The sequence below is a fragment of the Microcoleus sp. F10-B2 genome (assembly GCF_036704965.1).
Classification (GTDB): Bacteria; Cyanobacteriota; Cyanobacteriia; order Cyanobacteriales; family Microcoleaceae; genus Microcoleus.
In genome coordinates this window covers 1-17,266 of the sequence record NZ_JAUBTB010000120.1, presented here as the reverse complement: position 1 = coordinate 17,266, position 17,266 = coordinate 1, and the positions used below count along the sequence as shown (strand labels likewise).

General features: G+C 46.2%; 20 protein-coding genes. 10 read left to right on the top strand and 10 right to left on the bottom strand.

All coding sequences use genetic code 11. The features are described from left to right. Positions 1-74: 74 nt before the first annotated feature. The 3 genes from QUA99_RS29280 to QUA99_RS29270 all read right to left on the bottom strand — a co-directional run bounded on the left by QUA99_RS29280 (position 75) and on the right by QUA99_RS29270 (position 1,189). Positions 75-236, bottom strand: coding sequence for a transposase (locus QUA99_RS29280; protein ID WP_333243890.1), 162 nt, complete (start codon positions 234-236; stop codon positions 75-77). Between the two features lie 108 nt (positions 237-344). After that, entirely contained in the window at positions 345-734 is a 390-nt protein-coding gene (locus QUA99_RS29275; protein WP_333243893.1) for a hypothetical protein, read from the bottom strand. A gap of 188 nt (positions 735-922) precedes the next feature. Next, positions 923-1,189, bottom strand: a complete 267-nt coding sequence (locus QUA99_RS29270) for a hypothetical protein (RefSeq protein WP_333243896.1) — start codon at positions 1,187-1,189, stop codon at positions 923-925. Here QUA99_RS29270 and QUA99_RS29265 point away from each other — a divergent pair. Both QUA99_RS29265 and mrdA read left to right on the top strand, forming a co-directional pair. Continuing rightward, positions 1,176-1,733 carry a hypothetical protein gene (locus QUA99_RS29265; RefSeq protein WP_333243899.1) on the top strand — a complete coding sequence of 186 codons (558 nt, stop codon included), beginning with the start codon at positions 1,176-1,178 and terminating at the stop codon, positions 1,731-1,733. The genes QUA99_RS29270 and QUA99_RS29265 overlap by 14 nt on opposite strands. 219 nt (positions 1,734-1,952) lie before the next feature. Next, complete coding sequence (gene mrdA, locus QUA99_RS29260; protein ID WP_333243902.1) at positions 1,953-3,779, top strand: penicillin-binding protein 2; 1,827 nt, start codon at positions 1,953-1,955, stop codon at positions 3,777-3,779. 167 nt (positions 3,780-3,946) lie between these two features. Here mrdA and QUA99_RS29255 read toward each other — a convergent pair whose 3' ends face one another. Then, positions 3,947-5,680, bottom strand: coding sequence for a DUF3352 domain-containing protein (locus QUA99_RS29255; protein ID WP_333243905.1), 1,734 nt, complete (start codon positions 5,678-5,680; stop codon positions 3,947-3,949). Positions 5,681-5,815: 135 nt separating this feature from the next. Between QUA99_RS29255 and QUA99_RS29250 the strand changes: the two genes are divergently transcribed. Beyond that, positions 5,816-6,442 carry a Uma2 family endonuclease gene (locus tag QUA99_RS29250; RefSeq protein WP_333243908.1) on the top strand — a complete coding sequence of 209 codons (627 nt, stop codon included), beginning with the start codon at positions 5,816-5,818 and terminating at the stop codon, positions 6,440-6,442. A 176-nt stretch (positions 6,443-6,618) separates the two neighbouring features. Here QUA99_RS29250 and QUA99_RS29245 read toward each other — a convergent pair whose 3' ends face one another. Next, a complete protein-coding gene (locus QUA99_RS29245) occupies positions 6,619-7,224 on the bottom strand; it encodes a pentapeptide repeat-containing protein (RefSeq protein WP_333243912.1) in 606 nt (201 codons plus the stop codon). A 142-nt stretch (positions 7,225-7,366) separates the two neighbouring features. On the opposite strand from QUA99_RS29245, the gene purL reads away from it, so the two are divergent. Beyond that, positions 7,367-9,931 (top strand): phosphoribosylformylglycinamidine synthase subunit PurL, encoded by a 2,565-nt coding sequence (purL, locus tag QUA99_RS29240; RefSeq protein ID WP_333243915.1) that lies wholly within the window; start codon positions 7,367-7,369, stop codon positions 9,929-9,931. A 78-nt stretch (positions 9,932-10,009) separates the two neighbouring features. Here the strand turns inward: purL and QUA99_RS29235 are convergent, their stop codons facing one another. The 4 genes from QUA99_RS29235 to QUA99_RS29220 all read right to left on the bottom strand — a co-directional run bounded on the left by QUA99_RS29235 (position 10,010) and on the right by QUA99_RS29220 (position 11,493). Next, complete coding sequence (locus tag QUA99_RS29235) at positions 10,010-10,273, bottom strand: prevent-host-death protein (protein ID WP_333243918.1); 264 nt, start codon at positions 10,271-10,273, stop codon at positions 10,010-10,012. A gap of 55 nt (positions 10,274-10,328) precedes the next feature. Next, a complete protein-coding gene (locus QUA99_RS29230; protein WP_333243921.1) occupies positions 10,329-10,616 on the bottom strand; it encodes a type II toxin-antitoxin system HicA family toxin in 288 nt (95 codons plus the stop codon). Further along, positions 10,613-10,816: a type II toxin-antitoxin system HicB family antitoxin gene (locus QUA99_RS29225; protein WP_333243923.1), complete on the bottom strand. Its 204-nt coding sequence runs from the start codon at positions 10,814-10,816 to the stop codon at positions 10,613-10,615. The genes QUA99_RS29230 and QUA99_RS29225 overlap by 4 nt, the downstream gene beginning before the upstream one ends. A gap of 125 nt (positions 10,817-10,941) precedes the next feature. Further along, positions 10,942-11,493 (bottom strand): hypothetical protein, encoded by a 552-nt coding sequence (locus QUA99_RS29220; RefSeq protein WP_333243926.1) that lies wholly within the window; start codon positions 11,491-11,493, stop codon positions 10,942-10,944. 206 nt (positions 11,494-11,699) lie between these two features. On the opposite strand from QUA99_RS29220, the gene QUA99_RS29215 reads away from it, so the two are divergent. The 6 genes from QUA99_RS29215 to QUA99_RS29190 all read left to right on the top strand — a co-directional run bounded on the left by QUA99_RS29215 (position 11,700) and on the right by QUA99_RS29190 (position 17,069). Beyond that, positions 11,700-12,062, top strand: a complete 363-nt coding sequence (locus QUA99_RS29215) for a hypothetical protein (protein WP_333243929.1) — start codon at positions 11,700-11,702, stop codon at positions 12,060-12,062. A gap of 139 nt (positions 12,063-12,201) precedes the next feature. Beyond that, entirely contained in the window at positions 12,202-12,417 is a 216-nt protein-coding gene (locus tag QUA99_RS29210) for a hypothetical protein (protein WP_333243932.1), read from the top strand. 5 nt (positions 12,418-12,422) lie between these two features. Next, on the top strand, positions 12,423-12,827 hold the full coding sequence (locus QUA99_RS29205; RefSeq protein ID WP_333106498.1) for a hypothetical protein: 405 nt from the start codon (positions 12,423-12,425) through the stop codon (positions 12,825-12,827). A 102-nt stretch (positions 12,828-12,929) separates the two neighbouring features. Continuing rightward, complete coding sequence (locus QUA99_RS29200; RefSeq protein ID WP_333243935.1) at positions 12,930-13,310, top strand: DUF433 domain-containing protein; 381 nt, start codon at positions 12,930-12,932, stop codon at positions 13,308-13,310. Between the two features lie 481 nt (positions 13,311-13,791). Further along, complete coding sequence (gene purF, locus QUA99_RS29195) at positions 13,792-15,258, top strand: amidophosphoribosyltransferase (protein WP_333243938.1); 1,467 nt, start codon at positions 13,792-13,794, stop codon at positions 15,256-15,258. Between the two features lie 734 nt (positions 15,259-15,992). Then, a complete protein-coding gene (locus QUA99_RS29190) occupies positions 15,993-17,069 on the top strand; it encodes a DUF3474 domain-containing protein (RefSeq protein WP_333243941.1) in 1,077 nt (358 codons plus the stop codon). Between the two features lie 14 nt (positions 17,070-17,083). Here the strand turns inward: QUA99_RS29190 and QUA99_RS29185 are convergent. Beyond that, positions 17,084-17,266 (bottom strand): hypothetical protein (locus QUA99_RS29185; protein ID WP_333243944.1); only part of this gene is annotated, 183 nt, incomplete at its 5' end.

Sequence of the window (17,266 nt, the reverse complement as noted above, 5' to 3'; positions counted from 1 at the left end):
CGCCCGTCCTTTCTGGACGGGCGGGACGCCCATCCCACAAGAACAATAAATTGTAAGTTATTTAATTCTCATTCCTAAGTTGTTAACTCGTGCAGGAAATCTTTACGAATACAAGCTATTTGCGCGTGAATTCGGCTGATTTTATTGTAAGTTTTACGCTGATTTTTTGAACCTTTTACCTGCTGCGACGCTTGACGTTGTAAAGTACCAAGCTTGGTTTTCGCACTGGCTATCAACGGTTTTGGTGCATAAAGACTTGCTGGTTTGACAGTGCGGCCGCATATTTAACGCCCGCGTCAATTCCTACAGTTGATTGAGATTGCAGAACTGGCAAGCGTTTTGCATCAACACAAAACGAGACAAACCAGCGACTTCCTGCTTTTGAGAGCGTGAAAGTTTGAGAGACGAAACCGCATTAAGCGGGCTTCGTAAAGCTGAAACGTTCCCAATGTAGGAATCTTAATGGTGTTGCCAGCGCTTGGGAGAACTTTCCCATTGGATGAATCGACCCTAAAAGATTGACCGTGGCGACAGCTAGCGAATTTCGGATGACCTGCTTTCCGAGAACGATACCGACTAAACGCATCTTCGATCTCAATTAAGGCGTTCTGGTAAACTCGGCCCGACAACCGATCCATCCAAGGGAATTCAGGTTGCTTTTTGACGTGGTTGGTGAGACCTTTTTTCACCTCACCAATCACCTTCGAGTCTGAAAGTTTACCCTCACTATACATTTTGGTTGCAAGCTTAACCCGCAATTAAATACCGCGCGCCGAAATCCTGCGTGTTTTGCCATCAGGGTCGCTTCGTTGTTATTCAATTTTAGCGCTCGTTTGAGGGCCAACATAATTAAGCTTACCTAGGGTTTTTTGTTTGGTCAATTATAGACAAGTTTAGCAAACTATTTGGCAATTTAGTCTAACTATTGTACTGAAACGGTATAGTTTGACTTTACTCCTGGTTCTAAAGAACCGACCCAAATCTTGTAAGAGCCTGCTTCCCAGCCCGTATCCACAATGCCAGCATCTTTATTTTGAGCTGTATCGTCTCCGCAGCGCACCGTGTTACCGTTGGGTCCTTGTATTAGTAAGGTTGTGTCTTTTCCCCCGCTGTTGACTTGGATTGTGAGTTTGGAAAAGTCTTGCTGCAAGACTATGATATGGTCGGGAGTTGGAGTGGCAAAACCCAAACATTTGTTTTTGTGGCGATCGGCGTTGGCAATGGCAGATAAAGAGTACGAACCGCCTGTGGAACCTCTCAAAACTGCTGTTGGGGAGCCAGAACCTCGCGATAAAGTTAAGGTGCCGAAATTGGCTGTTTCTGCTAAAACTGGTAGGGCGGCGGCAGTGGCTATCGCCGCCAAGATCGCACCGTTTTTGAAATGGGCTCGCGGATTAAACAACATGGCAATACTCCTCGGTCACAACTTAAAATCACAACTCAGAATTTACCCATCGCAGCCCCTAGAATCTGAACTCTGGAGGAAGAACAATTTTTTAGTTCAAAACCTCCTGGCTCGTGCTCCTTATTTCTATCAGGACAATCACCTGTACGATCGCGCTCCGAGTGCCACTCCTAGTTCTGCCACACGCGATCGGCTCACATCCGAAATTATACGCTGTCAATATGATCGATTTGATACTGCTTGCCTTGCTGGTGGGGATATGTTCTCTATTGACACAGGTTTTGGTATTGTTACCTATGGGTCTATTCTGCTGGTTCCACCTCCCTAATTGGCTGAGCCTGGCCTTGATTTTGCTGGCGATTTCTTGGTGCTTGGGGGATTAGTCAGCAGTAAGCAGTCAGGAGTTATTAATTATTAGTCAAAAGTTAATTGTCAATCATTCCCCTTCCCCCAACGGTTAATGCCCTATTGCCCCCGGTCTGATGATGTATACTCCACAATTGACAATCAGGAATCTAAACTCTAGGATTTGACATCTACCTATAGAATGATGCAACGACAAATTTATTCGATATCAGGATTTCACTCTTCTGACAAAACCCTGGGGGAAACTCCTAAAAAACAGTCGCGTCCGATACACCGGGCGATCGTGTTCATGCTGCTGGCAACCGGTTTGCTGGGTCTGCACGCTAGTCGGCTGGTGGAATTGCAACTGGTACAAGGGAAGCAAAACCGGGAACGAGCCGAAAACAATCGCGTTCGCCTAGTGCCAATGCCGGCGAATCGCGGACACATTATCGATCGCAAAGGCAAGCTGCTAGCAGCAAACAATTTAGCTCGATCGGTATATTTGTGGCCGAAAGAACAAACGCCGGAAGAGTGGAAAGCAACAGCAGAAAAGTTGAGTCCGCTGGTAAAAATTCCGACCAAAGAAATTTTACAAAAATTAAAACAGGTAGATCCTCTATCCTACAGACCGGTGCGGCTCAAGCAAGCAATGCCGCCAGAGGTGTTTGTGCCACTAGCAGAACAGGTGGGACAAATGCGGGGAGTGGAAGTTCGACCAGAAGCGAACCGCTACTATCCCGAAGGCAGTTTGGCGGCTCACGTGATCGGATATATTGGCGAAGCTACCGCAGCAGACTTAAAAGCTCACCCGGAATATCCGATGGGGATGATTGTCGGTCAAATGGGCATAGAAGCGAGTTCTAACAAGCAGATTGCGGGAGTTTGGGGCGATCGGCTGATCGAGGTAAATGCCCAAAATCAAGAATTGCGGCTGATGGGAGAGACACCGCCCAAGCCCGGTGAATCGGTGCAGCTAACCATAGACTTGTCCATGCAAAAAGCAGCCGAAAAAGCCCTGGGGAACCGCCGGGGAGCAGTAGTGGCCCTGGATGTCAAAACCGGCGCGGTATTAGTTCTGGCTAGCCACCCGACTTTTGACCCCAATCTGTTTACGCGAAAAATCACTAAGGATGAGTGGGAAACTCTTCAAGATCCGGAAAATCCATTTTTGAATCGGGCTATGCAAGGCTATCCCCCCGGCAGCACTTTTAAAATTGTGACTTCCGTCGCGGGCCTGGAGTCGGGCAAGTTTTCGCCGGACTCAATTTTGGGCACTTCGTCTTACATTACTGTGGGGGGAATTGATTTTAACGAACACAGCGGCGGTTACGGCGACATAGGCTTTCGGGAGGCCTTGGCTTTCAGCAGCAATACGTTTTTTTATCAAGTGGGGATGAGTGTTGGGCCCGAGCAAATTGCTAAGTGGGGACGGCGCTTGGGAATTGGCAAGGAGACGGATTTGAAGCTTTTGGGGCTAGGCGGCGGAGATCGCGGTCAAATCCCGACGCCGGAGGAGAAGGAGAAACTTTATAAAGAACCTTGGTATGCGGGTGATACGGTAACGATGTCGATCGGTCAGGGGTTGGTGTTGGTGACTCCTTTGGAGGCGGCGGTGATGGTGAGTTCGATCGCTAATGGGGGTTATCGAGTGAAGCCTCATCTTTTGACTTCTATGACCGGTACAGCGGAGACTAAATCGGTACATACGGGGATGAAGCCTTCGACGATTAAGGTGATTAAGGAAGGACTGATCGCGGTGGTTGCCGAGGGTACTGGACAGGGATTGAATGACGGTACGATTCCGCTGACGGCGGGCAAAACAGGGACTTCGGAGGTGATCGGACAGCAGGATCACTCTTTGTATGTGGCCTTCGGGCCCGCCCAGAAGCCGGAAATTGCGATCGCCGTGGTTGTGGAAAATGGCGGTTATGGTTCTGTTGCCGCCGCCCCGATCGCCAAAGAGGTATTTCAAGCTTATTTTGGGAAACCTAAAAAGGTGAATGAGTCAGTAGTTATTAGTCCTTAGTCCTTAGTCCTTAGTTCTTGGGAATTGGGCATAGGGAATTGGGCATAGGGAATTGGGCATAGTTTCTTCCTTCTTCCTTCTTCCTTCTTCCTTCTTCCTTCTTCCTTCTTCCTTCTTCCTTCTTCCTTCTTCCTTCTAACTAATGACTACTGACTACTGACTGCTGACTAATTTAGCCGCATAAATATTGTAGCTTTGCGAATTCCTGTTATTTCTCCCGTACTGGTGACGGTGAGCGATCGCAAGTGGTCGAACAATGGTCTTGCCGAAAGTTCAATTAACCTCAACAGCGGGATTTGTTTTTCCCAAATTGCCCTGCTGGAGGGCCAGTCTAAATAAAAATAGCCGTCGTTAGATGGTGGTAGCGGTTCAATGCTGGTTTGAAAATCTTGATTGGCAACTAAAGAGCCTGTTTCGGCTGCTTCTAGTGCTGCGTCCATTGCTTCTACTGAAGTGGTGAAAATTTCGTATTTGCCGACGGTGGCTCGAACTCCTTTTGCCTCGGTTTCGATCGCACTTTTCCTATTATTTTCCTTACCATAATTCTGGTTCGTTGTCAACTGCGTCCAAGCGGTAATTTTCTGGTTTCTGAGAGTGAAGCTGCCGATGCTGTATTCTTTGCTGCGGGCAATTTCATCGAGTTTGTCGATCGCCTTTTGGGAATCAGCAGATGTTTCGGCGGCAAAAATCCAGTCCGCACTATTTGACGAATTCGGAACCACTGCTAAAGCGTATTCTCCTTGTACCCAGTCAAATATATCCTGCTGCAGGTTGACGCCCCAAACTTCCTGAATATCTGCGAGAGTGCGATCGACTAAATTTGAGACTTCTGCGTTAGTGGACACCGCCGATGACAAATCACTCCAAAAATTCCTTAAATCGGTGCTGGCGACCGCGAAAGGACTGGCTGACGGAATGTATTGCAAGGCTTGCACAGGTTCGGAGAGTGTGGGAGAAGCTGTGTTTTCTCGCGATGTCACTAAAGCAGTTTGAGCCAGCAATCCCCGTCGGTTGACTCCGACAGCAACTGCGAGAGAATTAAGAGAAACTTGGGGATTTTGCTCGGTTGCTGACTGCGGGAGATTCACAAAGGCTAAAGCGATTCTGCCTTGATTTAACTGCTGTAAAGCTTTTTGATATTCGGGGGTATTGTTAAGATTTAGATTGGCTGCTTCAACGTTATTAATTGCATCTCGAATCACATTCGGACTGTTTGCAAATAAAACAAAACTGGGGTTATTTCCAGAAGTTGAATTGTCGCCGATTGCCGCTGTTGCCAAGCTACGCTGCAAACTTGTATTCGGCAGAGAAAACGGGTTAAAAGGCGAAAGCGAAGCAGATTTTTTCTTGGCTATTGGTGCTTGTTTATAATTGATTTTCACGCCTTTATATAGTTCCGAATGAACTGTTTTATCTGCCCGAGATTGTTTTCGCCAGTAGGAGTCGAGAAATTGTTGGCTGCGATCGGCATTTTGGGAGGAAACGGCCAGCAAAAACCCGGCTTGTTGGCCGTTGCTGCTGTCGCCGTCAAAATCTGGCGTTGTGACGGCGAGGGTAATTTCGTCACCTATCCAAGGTTGGATATCTCGACTGTAATCCAAGCCTGTATTGGCGAGGAAACTTTTTTTGATTTGCTCAAATTCTGCGTGCGATCGACTTCTTTCTTCGGGAGTGGCAAAAACTTGCCGCAATGCTTCGAGGCGATCGGGATTTACCAGCATTGACGCTAACAAAGGTGCTTGTTTCGAGACAAACACAGCCGCAGCAGGAGTAGTTGTCGGCCCGCCGGCGAGCAAATTCAGGGGAGTTTGAGTTGTCAGCCAGTAAAAACCACCGGCACTCAAGCCTAAGAGTGCCAAGACACCAGCAATGAGGAAAGAAAAGAACGATCGCAGCTTCATACAACAAGGACTAATGACCACAGTCTATTATTAACTACAGTAGCGCATGACCGTAGCTGTCGGCAGATACTTTTTGTTCAGTTCGCAAAAAAAAAGGATAAACTAAAATATTCTCAATATCTAAAACAAAATAAAATGCTAACAATATCAACGCCCGCCGAACAGCGAGTTTTACTCCCCAATATCAGTTGGCAGTTATATGAAAGCCTGCTAGGGGAACTGGGCAACAAACGTTCCACCAGAATTGCTTATCATCAAGGTCAATTAGAAATTATGGTGCCACTACCGGAACATGAAAATCGCAACAGGCTGATCGACCGCTTAATTGTAACACTCATAGAAGAACTCAATCTGGAGTACAACCCCTTTGGCTCGATGACGATTAAAAAACGCAAAAAAGCAGCGGGAAAAGAACCAGATTCATGCTATTATATCCAGAATGAAGCACTGGTCAGAGGGAGAACAGAATTAGACTTTGCTCAAGATCCGCCGCCCGATTTAGCACTGGAAATTGATATTACCAGCAGTTCCTTAAATCAATTCGATTTATATGCAGATTTAGGCGTACCAGAAATTTGGCGGTACGACGGACGAAGCATCAAGTTTTATCAATTGCAAAATGGCGAATATACCGAGTGCAATTTTTCCCGGGCTTTCCCAATGCTACCGACTGCAAAAGTTGACGAATTTATCGATCGGTGTCAAACTACAGGCGCAACCGCAGCAGTGCGAGAATTCCGGGAATGGGTCAATCGATTTTAGATTTTAGATTTTAGATTTTAGATTTTAGATTTTAGATTTGAAGCATTCACCCCACGAATAAATTTGGGGGGCAAGTTTCATCGGATACAGGTTTTTTATTTCTCCACGGATGAATCCGGGGGCTTGTATCCTGGATGCTTTCGGTAAAAAATCAAAAAAATCAGTAATTGTGCAGTCTACCACGGCACTCCTCGCGCATCGGAAAAATCTGCATCTAGAACCGCCCCCGGATCGAATACAGCATCAGTTAAATCAGCCTTTCTAAACGACGTTACCGACAATTTTTCTATTTCTTCAACAGCGATAAAAAAGCCGATCGCAGTTAACCCAAGAATTACCCCAGAAACCAAAAATAAGACAATTCCCCTGATAGTATCTCCGCCAAAAAATGTCACAATACCGCTAGCCCCGATCGCAGCAGCAGCCCCAGCCACAGCCCCCGCCACAATTCCCGCCTCGCCCCGAGTCGCAGCAATCGCCGTCGCAGCCGTTCCGGCCACCGCCACAGCCCCCGCATCCGCCCCGCCAATCAGTCCAGTCAAAGCCCCAGCCGCCGTCACTGTCACCGCTGTCACCCCAGCCCTAGCAATCAAATTTCTCACCCGCCTGCGGCTTTGTCCGGTTCTGACACCCTGAAAATTTGCCCCCCTCAAAATCGCCCCGGTGAAATTGCAGCCTCGAATGTCGCAACCGCTGAAATTCGCGCCAGACAAGTCAAGCCCTTTAAAAGAACGGTTCCGCAAGTTTTGGTTGGCAAAATTGAGATTTCGAGGTAAAGTCATTCGATTTTAGATTTTAGATTTTAGATTTTAGATTTTAAATTAGCAAACCAAAAGCTTGGGATTTTAGATTTTAGATTATAGATTTTAGATTAACCAAGCACAGGGCATTTAGAATAAAGCCTGTGGTTTATAACGAGTTTCCATGTCTCCCATCTCCGAATCTCCATTTTCCCCCGAACAAATTGCCGGTGAAAGACTCACACCTGAAGAATATGAAGAAATCGTTCACCGTCTCGGCCGCCATCCTAATAAAGCTGAATTGGGAATGTTCGGCGTCATGTGGAGCGAACACTGCTGTTACAAAAATTCGCGGCCACTATTAAAACAGTTTCCCACAGAGGGCGATCGAATTCTAGTCGGGCCCGGAGAAAATGCCGGCGTCGTAGACTTGGGATACGGCTTGCAACTCGCCTTCAAAATTGAATCCCACAACCACCCCTCAGCAGTCGAACCTTTCCAAGGTGCAGCAACCGGTGTCGGCGGGATTCTCCGCGATATCTTCACAATGGGTGCACGCCCGATCGCACTTTTAAATTCCCTGCGTTTCGGCAACTTAGACGATGCGAAAACTCAGAGATTGTTCAAAGGCGTAGTATCGGGAATTTCCCATTATGGAAATTGCATCGGCGTGCCCACAGTTGGCGGCGAAGTTTACTTCGATCCTGCTTATTCCGGCAACCCATTAGTTAACGTCATGGCCTTGGGTTTAATGGAAACTCAAGAAATCGTCAAATCCGGGGCATCCGGCATCGGAAATCCCGTGCTTTATGTCGGTTCAACTACCGGGCGAGATGGCATGGGAGGAGCAAGTTTTGCCAGTGTCGAATTGACAGACAAATCAATGGACGATCGCCCCGCAGTCCAAGTCGGAGATCCATTTTTAGAAAAATCCTTAATTGAAGCTTGTTTAGAAGCATTCAAAACCGGTGCAGTCGTCGCAGCCCAAGATATGGGTGCAGCCGGAATCACCTGTTCCACATCAGAAATGGCAGCCAAAGGCGGCGTCGGCATTGAATTCGATTTAGACAAAGTTCCCGTTCGAGAAAGCGGCATGGTTCCCTACGAATACCTGCTTTCGGAATCCCAAGAACGGATGTTGTTTGTGGCCCAAAAAGGACGCGAACAGGAATTAATCGATATTTTCCACCGCTGGGGATTGCAGGCCGTAGTCGCGGGGACAGTCATCGAAAAGCCGATCGTCCGAATTCTCTTTAAAGGCGAAATCGCTGCCGAAATTACCGCGACTGCTTTGGCAGATAACACGCCAATTTATCACCGAGAATTGTTGACAGAACCACCAGAATATGCTAAAAAAGCATGGGAATGGACGGCGGATTCGCTGCCCCAATCCACAGTTAAAGGGATCGAAATTAACGGTAATTTCCAAACTTGGAATCAGATTTTGCTGACGCTTTTAGATACTCCCACCATCGCTTCTAAACGCTGGGTTTATCGCCAATACGACCATCAAGTGCAAAACAATACTGTTGTTTTACCGGGAGGCGCTGATGCTGCGGTTGTCAGATTGCGTCCGCTAGAACCTTGCCAATCTTCCCATGCTGAAGGGCTAGAAGTACACCCCCTTGCTAAGGGGGATCTACAGAGAGAAAATGCTGTTTCTCTAGCTTCCGAAATCAAACAGGAAGAAGAGGTAATTCCTCTATTTAAAAAGGCACAAGGTAGGGAAACTCCAAAAGTTTCTCCCCCCCTTAGCAAGAAGCAAGCGCCCCTGGGAATGATTCCCGGAGTTGCTGCAACGGTTGATTGCAATTCTCGTTATGTTTATCTCGATCCTTATGAAGGTGCAAAAGCAGTCGTAGCGGAAGCAGCGAGAAATTTAAGTTGTGTGGGTGCTGAACCTCTGGCAGTTACTGATAATTTGAATTTTGGCAGTCCCGAAAAGCCGATCGGATATTGGCAGTTAGCGTCAGCTTGTCGCGGGATTGCTGATGCTTGTCGGGAGTTGGGAACGCCTGTTACTGGCGGCAATGTTTCTCTTTACAATGAAACGGTTGATGCTGAGGGGAATCCTCAACCAATTTATCCGACTCCGGTAATCGGAATGGTGGGGTTAATTCCCGATTTGAAGAAGATTTGCGGCCAAGCTTGGCTAAAGAAAGGCGATTTAATTTATGTGCTGGGAATGGAGGAATCATCCCCAAACTCAGAACTTCCATCTGAAACCTCAAAAATCGAAACTTCTCCAACTTTGGGAGGTTCGGAATATTTAGCGGCAATTCACGGGATTGTCGCTGGGAAACCGCCAAGGATAGATTTTGAGTTAGAAAGAAAAGTGCAATCGGTTTGTCGCGATGGAATTCGGCAAGGTTGGGTAGGTTCTGCCCATGATTGTGCGGAAGGTGGACTTGCGATCGCCCTCGCGGAATCGTGTATTTCTGCTAAAATGGGTGCGGAAATTCATCTCAGTTTCAATTCGGCGGCAAATGTCGGTCGCTGGGATGAAATTTTGTTTGGTGAAATGGGCAACTGCATTGTAGTTTCAGTCGCCCCGAAAAATCAAGGGATTTGGGAGTCTTACCTGCAAGAACATTTGACTAAAATGTGGCATAAAATCGGTTTAGTTGGCGGGGCTGAATCACCTTTGCGAGTTTTTAGTGCTGATAATCAACCGTTACTTGAGGTTGCGATGAGTGAGATGGGCGATCGATTCTATAATGCGATCGAGCGTCGGATTGCATCTGTATAATCAAGGCATAATGGGTAGGGACACAGCAGTGCTGTGTCCTGGTAATTATTGCGTCGTGCAATTCGCCAGAAACAATCTCTAATTCTCGTTTTCGGAAATCAACTTTCCCTTTTCAAAAGCGATCGTTTTCCCTTCTCTTGCGTCTTGAAGGGAGCGGCGCAATCGTGTTTTCAACTCAGGATTATTCAGCATTAAATAATCAATCCAGTCGTCTTCATCCGCAAAGCCCACCAGATAGCCGACTGGCTTGCCATCATAAATTAAAATTACATCTTCTTCCCGAGCTATTTCCAAGAATTGAAGCAAGTCTTTTTGAACTTCATTGAGTTGAATTTGTTTCATCACTAACCTCTTGAACGGGGACCCATTCGTTGGCTAGCGAAATATGGAGGCAATCTCATTCTTGTTCTCGCTCGATCGAATCAGATTCATTCGCCGCCTTATTCTCACTATTTAACTCTTCAACTGTGCTGGTATTTTGATGGGTATTTTCCAATAAACCAGCCATTTTTAACAAGTTTCTGAGTAACCCAACTTTTAAAGATTTATTGCCGTGAATTGGCACAGAAATTCGGACTGAACTTCCAGCTTTCCCGTAGATGTGATGACTGCCTTGAACTCTTAATAATATCCAGTCATTACGTTCTAGCAGCTTGGCTAACTCTTTGCCAGACATGGAGTTCATATCGCAATCTCCATAATTCTGTCTCGATCGTTTGTCTCGATGGATTCAAGATCGACACTAAGGCAACCTTCGATTGCTTCATAGAGGTTTTGCAGCAATTCCTCAAAGGTATCTCCCTGTGTTGCACAGCCAGGAATAGCAGGAACTTCTGCCCAGTATCCGCCTTCTTCTGCTTCGTGGATGATAATTTTTATTTTCAAGTGAGCCTCCTAGCTTAAAATATTTGGAGATGTTTTATTTTACTTCAATAAGGCAACCTGCGACGATCGTAACAAAAAACTAAGTGCGATCGATCGCTCCAGTAAAATTCGCACGGGACGCAAATTTACTCATCCGAGTCCACCTGCTTAAGTTGCTCTAAAGGTATATTTAGCGCTTCTGCAATTTGCTCGTCGCTCAAGCCAAATTGCCGTAATTTATCTATTGTTTCAATATTAGCTCGATCGTTGCCATGAGAGTCAGCATTTTCGGGCTGACTTTCATCTGGGGTAGGAGTAGATGAAGCAGGGCAACTGTTGATATAGCCAATACCAATAATGTTATTTTGGGTATTTCTTTTACCCGAAGTTGTTATATTCTGATTTATTTGCCGTTCTAATACAGATTCAAGATTGCTTTTCTTAACTTGTTCGCCAAACACCTCAGATAACATTTGCAAAAGTTCGTGACTGGCTTTCTTAATATGTTTGGCGCTATAACCGTAAGTTTCTGCAACATCAGCATACTTTTGATTTTTCAGTATTCCCGCAATTATTCGGCGTTGCAAGTTATTTAGATGTTTGCCCGTCTTGGTGGAAACAGCTTCATCGACAAATTGCAATATCTGAGGACTGTCCATAGGTGCGCTGGTGAGATGACTGTCTGTTACTATAACCAACTTTTCCCAACTTTTTGCAACTTTCTTGCTTTGTATACCAGTTGTCGATCGCAATTTTAGAAAGATCCAACTTTTTCCAACTTTTTTTGATGTTGAGTTTGATTATATCGCTCTAGCATAGAAAAAAATAAACCTCAGCTTGAATTTGCAAAGCTCAAAAGCTTTGTGAGGTAATTTAAACCCAAAAAAGGTGATCTTTTATCATTATGGCAGCATCCAACAAAAGACAAGCGAGAGAACAAGCACGCTCGGCTATCAATAAATGGGCTTTGGGATTTGCAAGTGTGGCTTGGATTCCAGGTTCTCATTATCTGATGACTGGAGGCGATGTAACAATGGTTATCCAAGTCGGGTCAATTTTTGATGTTGATATGGATAAAACTCAAGCTGGGGCAGTGTTTGCTACAATTGCAGCTCCACTCATTGGCAGTAAAGTTGCACACTCACTCCTTGATTTTGTTCCTGTCTTCGGATGGGCAGCAAAATCAGTAGTAGCTGGTGGAGTTACAAAAGGTGTGGGTGAAGCACTTATTGCTTATTTTAATGATTGCTCAAATCTTCCCGAATAAAACACTACGGAATATCATCATACCGGGTGCATTACTACCATCGGACGATCGCGCCAATCTTTGTGAAACTCCCGTGGAAGTTGCAATTATTGCGCTGACCTGCTACCGTTAACACAGACGCATCGCAGGAAAACCACCGATGAAACTAACAGAATTACTCCCTACCATCAGACAACTGTCTGCGATCGATAAACGAGAGTTAATCCGTATTCTCATGGCGGAAGAAGATATCAGTGAGAATATTTTTCCTTTGGAACCTTACAAGACTTACTACTTACCAACTCCCTACGATACTTTTGGCGCTGGTGCAGCTTTGATGCAGGCAATGAATCTGGCTAACAGCGACGAAAAGTGAGTAGTATGCGATTTCAATACTCTACCAATCACCCCTCTCAAGATGAGTTTGACAGCTTACCGCGCATTCCCTTGATTCTGCGCCACAATAACCAGAGAGTCGAAGTTGTTGGGTTAGTAGACAGCGGTGCAACAGTGAGTGTATTGCCTTACCAAATAGGAATTCAGCTTGGCTTAGTGTGGGATGACAGCAAAGCCATTATTCGACTGGCCGGTAACGTGGGTAATCAACCAGCGATGCCAGTATTTTTCATGGCTGAAATAGGGGAGTTTGCTCCGGTAAGATTAGTATTTGCTTGGGCAAAAAGTGATAGTGTATCATTGATTTTGGGACAGACAAATTTTTTCTTAGAATTTGACGTTCACTTTTATCGTTCTCGGCTTGAGTTTGATATTGAGCTGAAGCGTTAATTTCCACCATAATTTATTGGCACGGTTCACTCCTGTCATACTTATCCTTCAATTCAGTCACAGCCAACTATAGCTACACAATTCATAAATCCCAAAATTTCTATGACAATCCAAGAATTAGAAGTACAACTCCTGGCCTTAACGGCGATCGAAAAAGCTGAGGCAATAAGCATCTTAACTCAAAGCCTGAAAAACAGCGGCCGCCCGATAACCAAAACTCCCGGCGTGATGGGCGGTGATGCTTGTATTGACAAAACTCGCATTCCCGTTTGGTTGCTCGCCAGCTATCGCAATGACGGCGCTACCGATGCTTTTATCCTAGACTGCTACCCCCATCTCAGTGCTGCTGATTTGGTAAATGTGTGGGCTTATACTGAAGCTTATCCTGACGAAATTGAGTCAGCAATTCGACAGCAAGATGATGTTGAATCAGTAGCGTGCGTCGCCATCTACAATCTCCAAGTAAGATCGCAAATCTCATAGCGACGCACCTACAAAATACGACATTACTTAATACTCGATCGCGCCCAAATTGACTTGACATGGCCGCACAGATTCCCATGATGATATAGTAGGTCAATTTTATGAATAAGTCAAGCTCGATCGCCCTTAAATCCTAATATTTGAAAAAGCCCATCAAGCAAGTTTCTAATTTATTTTCCATTCCACGATCGCCTATCTCTTCAGTCTGGCGTTGCGCCCACTTCGTTTGACAATCGCCGAATCCCTCGCCGAATCCCTCGCCCGCCCTTAATCAAGGTTAATATAGGATTTGGGGGCGATCGATACTACAATGCCCTTAAAGGCCGCATCGCTTCTGTCTGAAATGCTACACGAGTTGGAAATAATGACAGATCCGTGGCAAGATTAAGGGAATGTTAAGTTATGCGACGCTTTCGCAAACAAGATTTCCCGCTGAAACTGTCCCCCTAACCCACCTTCCCCATTAGGAACCCACCCATCTATGATTCCCAACCATTCCTTCGCGGCTGACGAGCATTCTAGCAAACCCGACAAGCCAGAGGAAGCTTGTGGCGTTTTCGGTATCTACGCACCGGGTGAAGATGTCGCCAAGTTGACCTACTTCGGTTTGTATGCCTTGCAGCACCGCGGTCAGGAATCAGCAGGAATTGCCACCTTTGAAGGTGAAACAGTCCACCTGCACAAAGATATGGGACTGGTTTCCCAAGTCTTTAACGAATCGAGTTTAGGTCACTTGCCCGGTAACTTAGCGGTAGGCCACACTCGCTACTCTACTACCGGCTCGTCGCGGGTTGTCAACGCTCAACCTGTTGTCGTCGAAACCCGTTTGGGAAGTCTCGCGCTAGCACATAACGGGAATCTTGTCAATACAAAAGAATTGCGGGAAGAGTTGCTGTCTCGCAACTGCGACTTTGTGAGCACGACGGATTCAGAGGCGATCGCGGTGGCGATCGCCTCGGAGGTAGACAAGGGCAAAGACTGGCTGGAAGCAGCGATCAGTGCCTTTGCTATGTGCCAAGGAGCCTTTAGTTTGACGATCGCCACCCCCAAAGGCGTGATGGGAGTCCGAGACCCGCACGGCGTCCGCCCGCTGGTAATTGGCACTCTCCCCACAACTCCGGTACGGTATGTTTTAGCATCGGAAACTTGCGGCTTGGATATTATCGGTGCTGAATTTTTGCGGGACGTAGAACCGGGAGAATTAGTTTGGATTACAGAGCAAGGTATGGCTTCGTTCCACTGGAGCCAGCAGCAGAAGCGCAAACTTTGCATCTTTGAAATGATCTATTTTGCTCGACCCGACAGCCAGATGGAAGGTGAAAGTTTGTACAGCTACCGGCTGCGGATCGGGCGTTTGTTGGCAGCAGAATCTCCGGCTGATGCTGATATAGTCATCGGCGTTCCCGATTCTGGAATCCCGGCGGCGATCGGCTTTTCTCAAGCTTCCGGCATTCCTTACGCCGAAGGATTGATTAAAAATCGCTACGTCGGGCGCACTTTTATTCAACCGACTCAGACAATGCGGGAGTCAGGAATCCGCATGAAACTCAACCCTCTCAAAGATGTGTTGGAAGGAAAGCGAGTAATTATTATCGACGATTCGATCGTGCGCGGCACTACCAGCCGCAAAATTGTCAAAGCCTTGCGGGATGCGGGCGCGATCGCCGTTCACATGAGAATTTCCTCGCCGCCTGTGACACATCCTTGTTTCTACGGGATCGACACCGACAATCAAGATCAGTTAATTGCTGCTACTAAGTCAGTCGCAGAAATCGGCGCCCAAATTGGGGTAGATTCTTTGGCTTTCTTGAGTTGGGATGGAATGCTCCAGGCCACTAACGAAGACCCGATGAGTTTTTGTTCGGCGTGTTTCACCGGCGATTATCCGATCGACGTTCCCGAAATGGTAAAACGGTCTAAGCTCATATTAGAAAAGGCTGCAACCTAGAAAATCAAAAAGCGCTGGCTCGCCCGTCAGTTTCCCGGATTTATGGATTTTCAAATTTTTCGGGTAACTCGTTGCCAGACTGTGTGTAGAAATGTTAAATTAACTTAGCTGTAGCAATTCTTGCAGGAATTGTGAACTATAGTGAACAGTCGGTTGGGTATAACTTGTGTGAAACCCAACACTCCGATTATCGATTTTGGATTTGAGGTTTGAGATTTGTCCTTCAATCTAAAATCTCAAATATAAAATCCAAAATCGATCGGCATTTCCCTAAACTCTCGTTCACAATTTCTGCTGCAAGTGCTGTATGCCACCTGCAGACTGGAGGTAGTGCCTCCAAAAGTGCACTCTCAGATTGAAGTCGCATTTCGCACAAACAACGGACACATCAAATTTTTTTAGATAACAGGGTCGATCGCACTAATTTTTCCCATACAAGTATTCCACAAGCCAACTTGCTTGAGAATCGAGGACGGGCTCTTCATGCGAACTAAAGAACTTTAGAAACCCTTGCAGAGTAAAAAATATGGCTCCTTGCAGGTTGAATGTTACCTCACCTGCTTAGGGATACAAACCCCCGACATGAGTCGGAGAGAGCCAAAAAATTTAGATATTAGTTAAGCCCCCAAATTCATCTGTGGAGTGAATCTAAAATCTAAAATCTAAAATCTAAAATCGATTGACTGTTACAAGGCGGAATGCGGTTTCTCAAGTCAGCTTAAATCGGAAACTTCGTGCAATCAAATACTGTTCTCAATCCGCCGAGCAATCAAGGCTCGTCCTCTCGTACAACAGAGTTACCTTTTACTCTTAGTGATATCAAGGCAGCCATTCCAGCCCACTGTTTTGAACCCTCGCCCTGGAAATCTCTAGCTTACTTCTTTTTAGATATTGGCATCATCGCAGGTTTGTACGCGATCGCCTACACCCTCGATTCCTGGTTCTTTTACCCAATTTTCTGGTTGATGCAGGGAACCATGTTTTGGGCATTGTTTGTAGTCGGTCACGACTGCGGACACGGTTCATTTTCTAAGATAAAATGGCTCAACAACCTGATCGGACACCTCTCCCACGCTCCAATTCTCGTGCCCTTCCACGGTTGGCGGATCAGTCACAGAACCCACCACGCGAATACAGGCAGCTTGGATAATGATGAAAGCTGGTATCCGGTGTCAGAGAGCAAATACAATCAAATGCTCTGGTATGAAAAGCTGGGACGCTTCTATTTGATGTTATTTGCCTACCCAATTTATCTGTTTCGCGGATCGGGCGATGAGGTAAGTTCTCACTTCGTGCCCGGTAGCCCGCTTTTCCGTCCTTCCGAAAAATGGGACGTGTTGACCAGTTCCGCATCCTTGGTGCTGATGGTAAGCTTTTTAGGCGCGCTAACCTATCAGTTTGGTTGGCTGTTTTTGCTGAAATTCTACTTGGTTCCCTATGTAGTATTCGTGATGTGGCTGGATTTGGTAACATTCCTCCACCACACAGAAGCCGATATTCCCTGGTATCGCGGTGATGATTGGTATTTCTTGAAAGGTGCGTTATCTACGATCGATCGCGACTACGGAATCATCAATTCCATCCATCACGACATCGGGACTCACGTAGCCCACCACATTTTCTCGACCATGCCGCACTATCACTTGAAGGAAGCAACGGAAGCAATTAAACCAGTCTTGGGCGATTATTATCGCAAGTCAACCGATCCAATTTGGAAAAGCTTTATTCGCTCTTACTGGGATTGTCATTTTGTCTCGGATACAGGTTCGGGAGTTTGCTACGAATCGCCTCACAGTCGGCGATCGAATTGAGTTAGCAGGTTAACTTAAAACTCTTTAGACTCAAAAACCCGGTTTTCTTGAAAAACCGGGTTTGTTGAATTTATAGAACCGATTTGACTTGTTTTAGCGATCGCGTACAGCAGTCGATATGGAATGAGAATTAAATAACTTACAATGCGTGATGTTCTTGTGGGATGGGCCCATCCCGCCCGTCCAGAAAGGGCGGG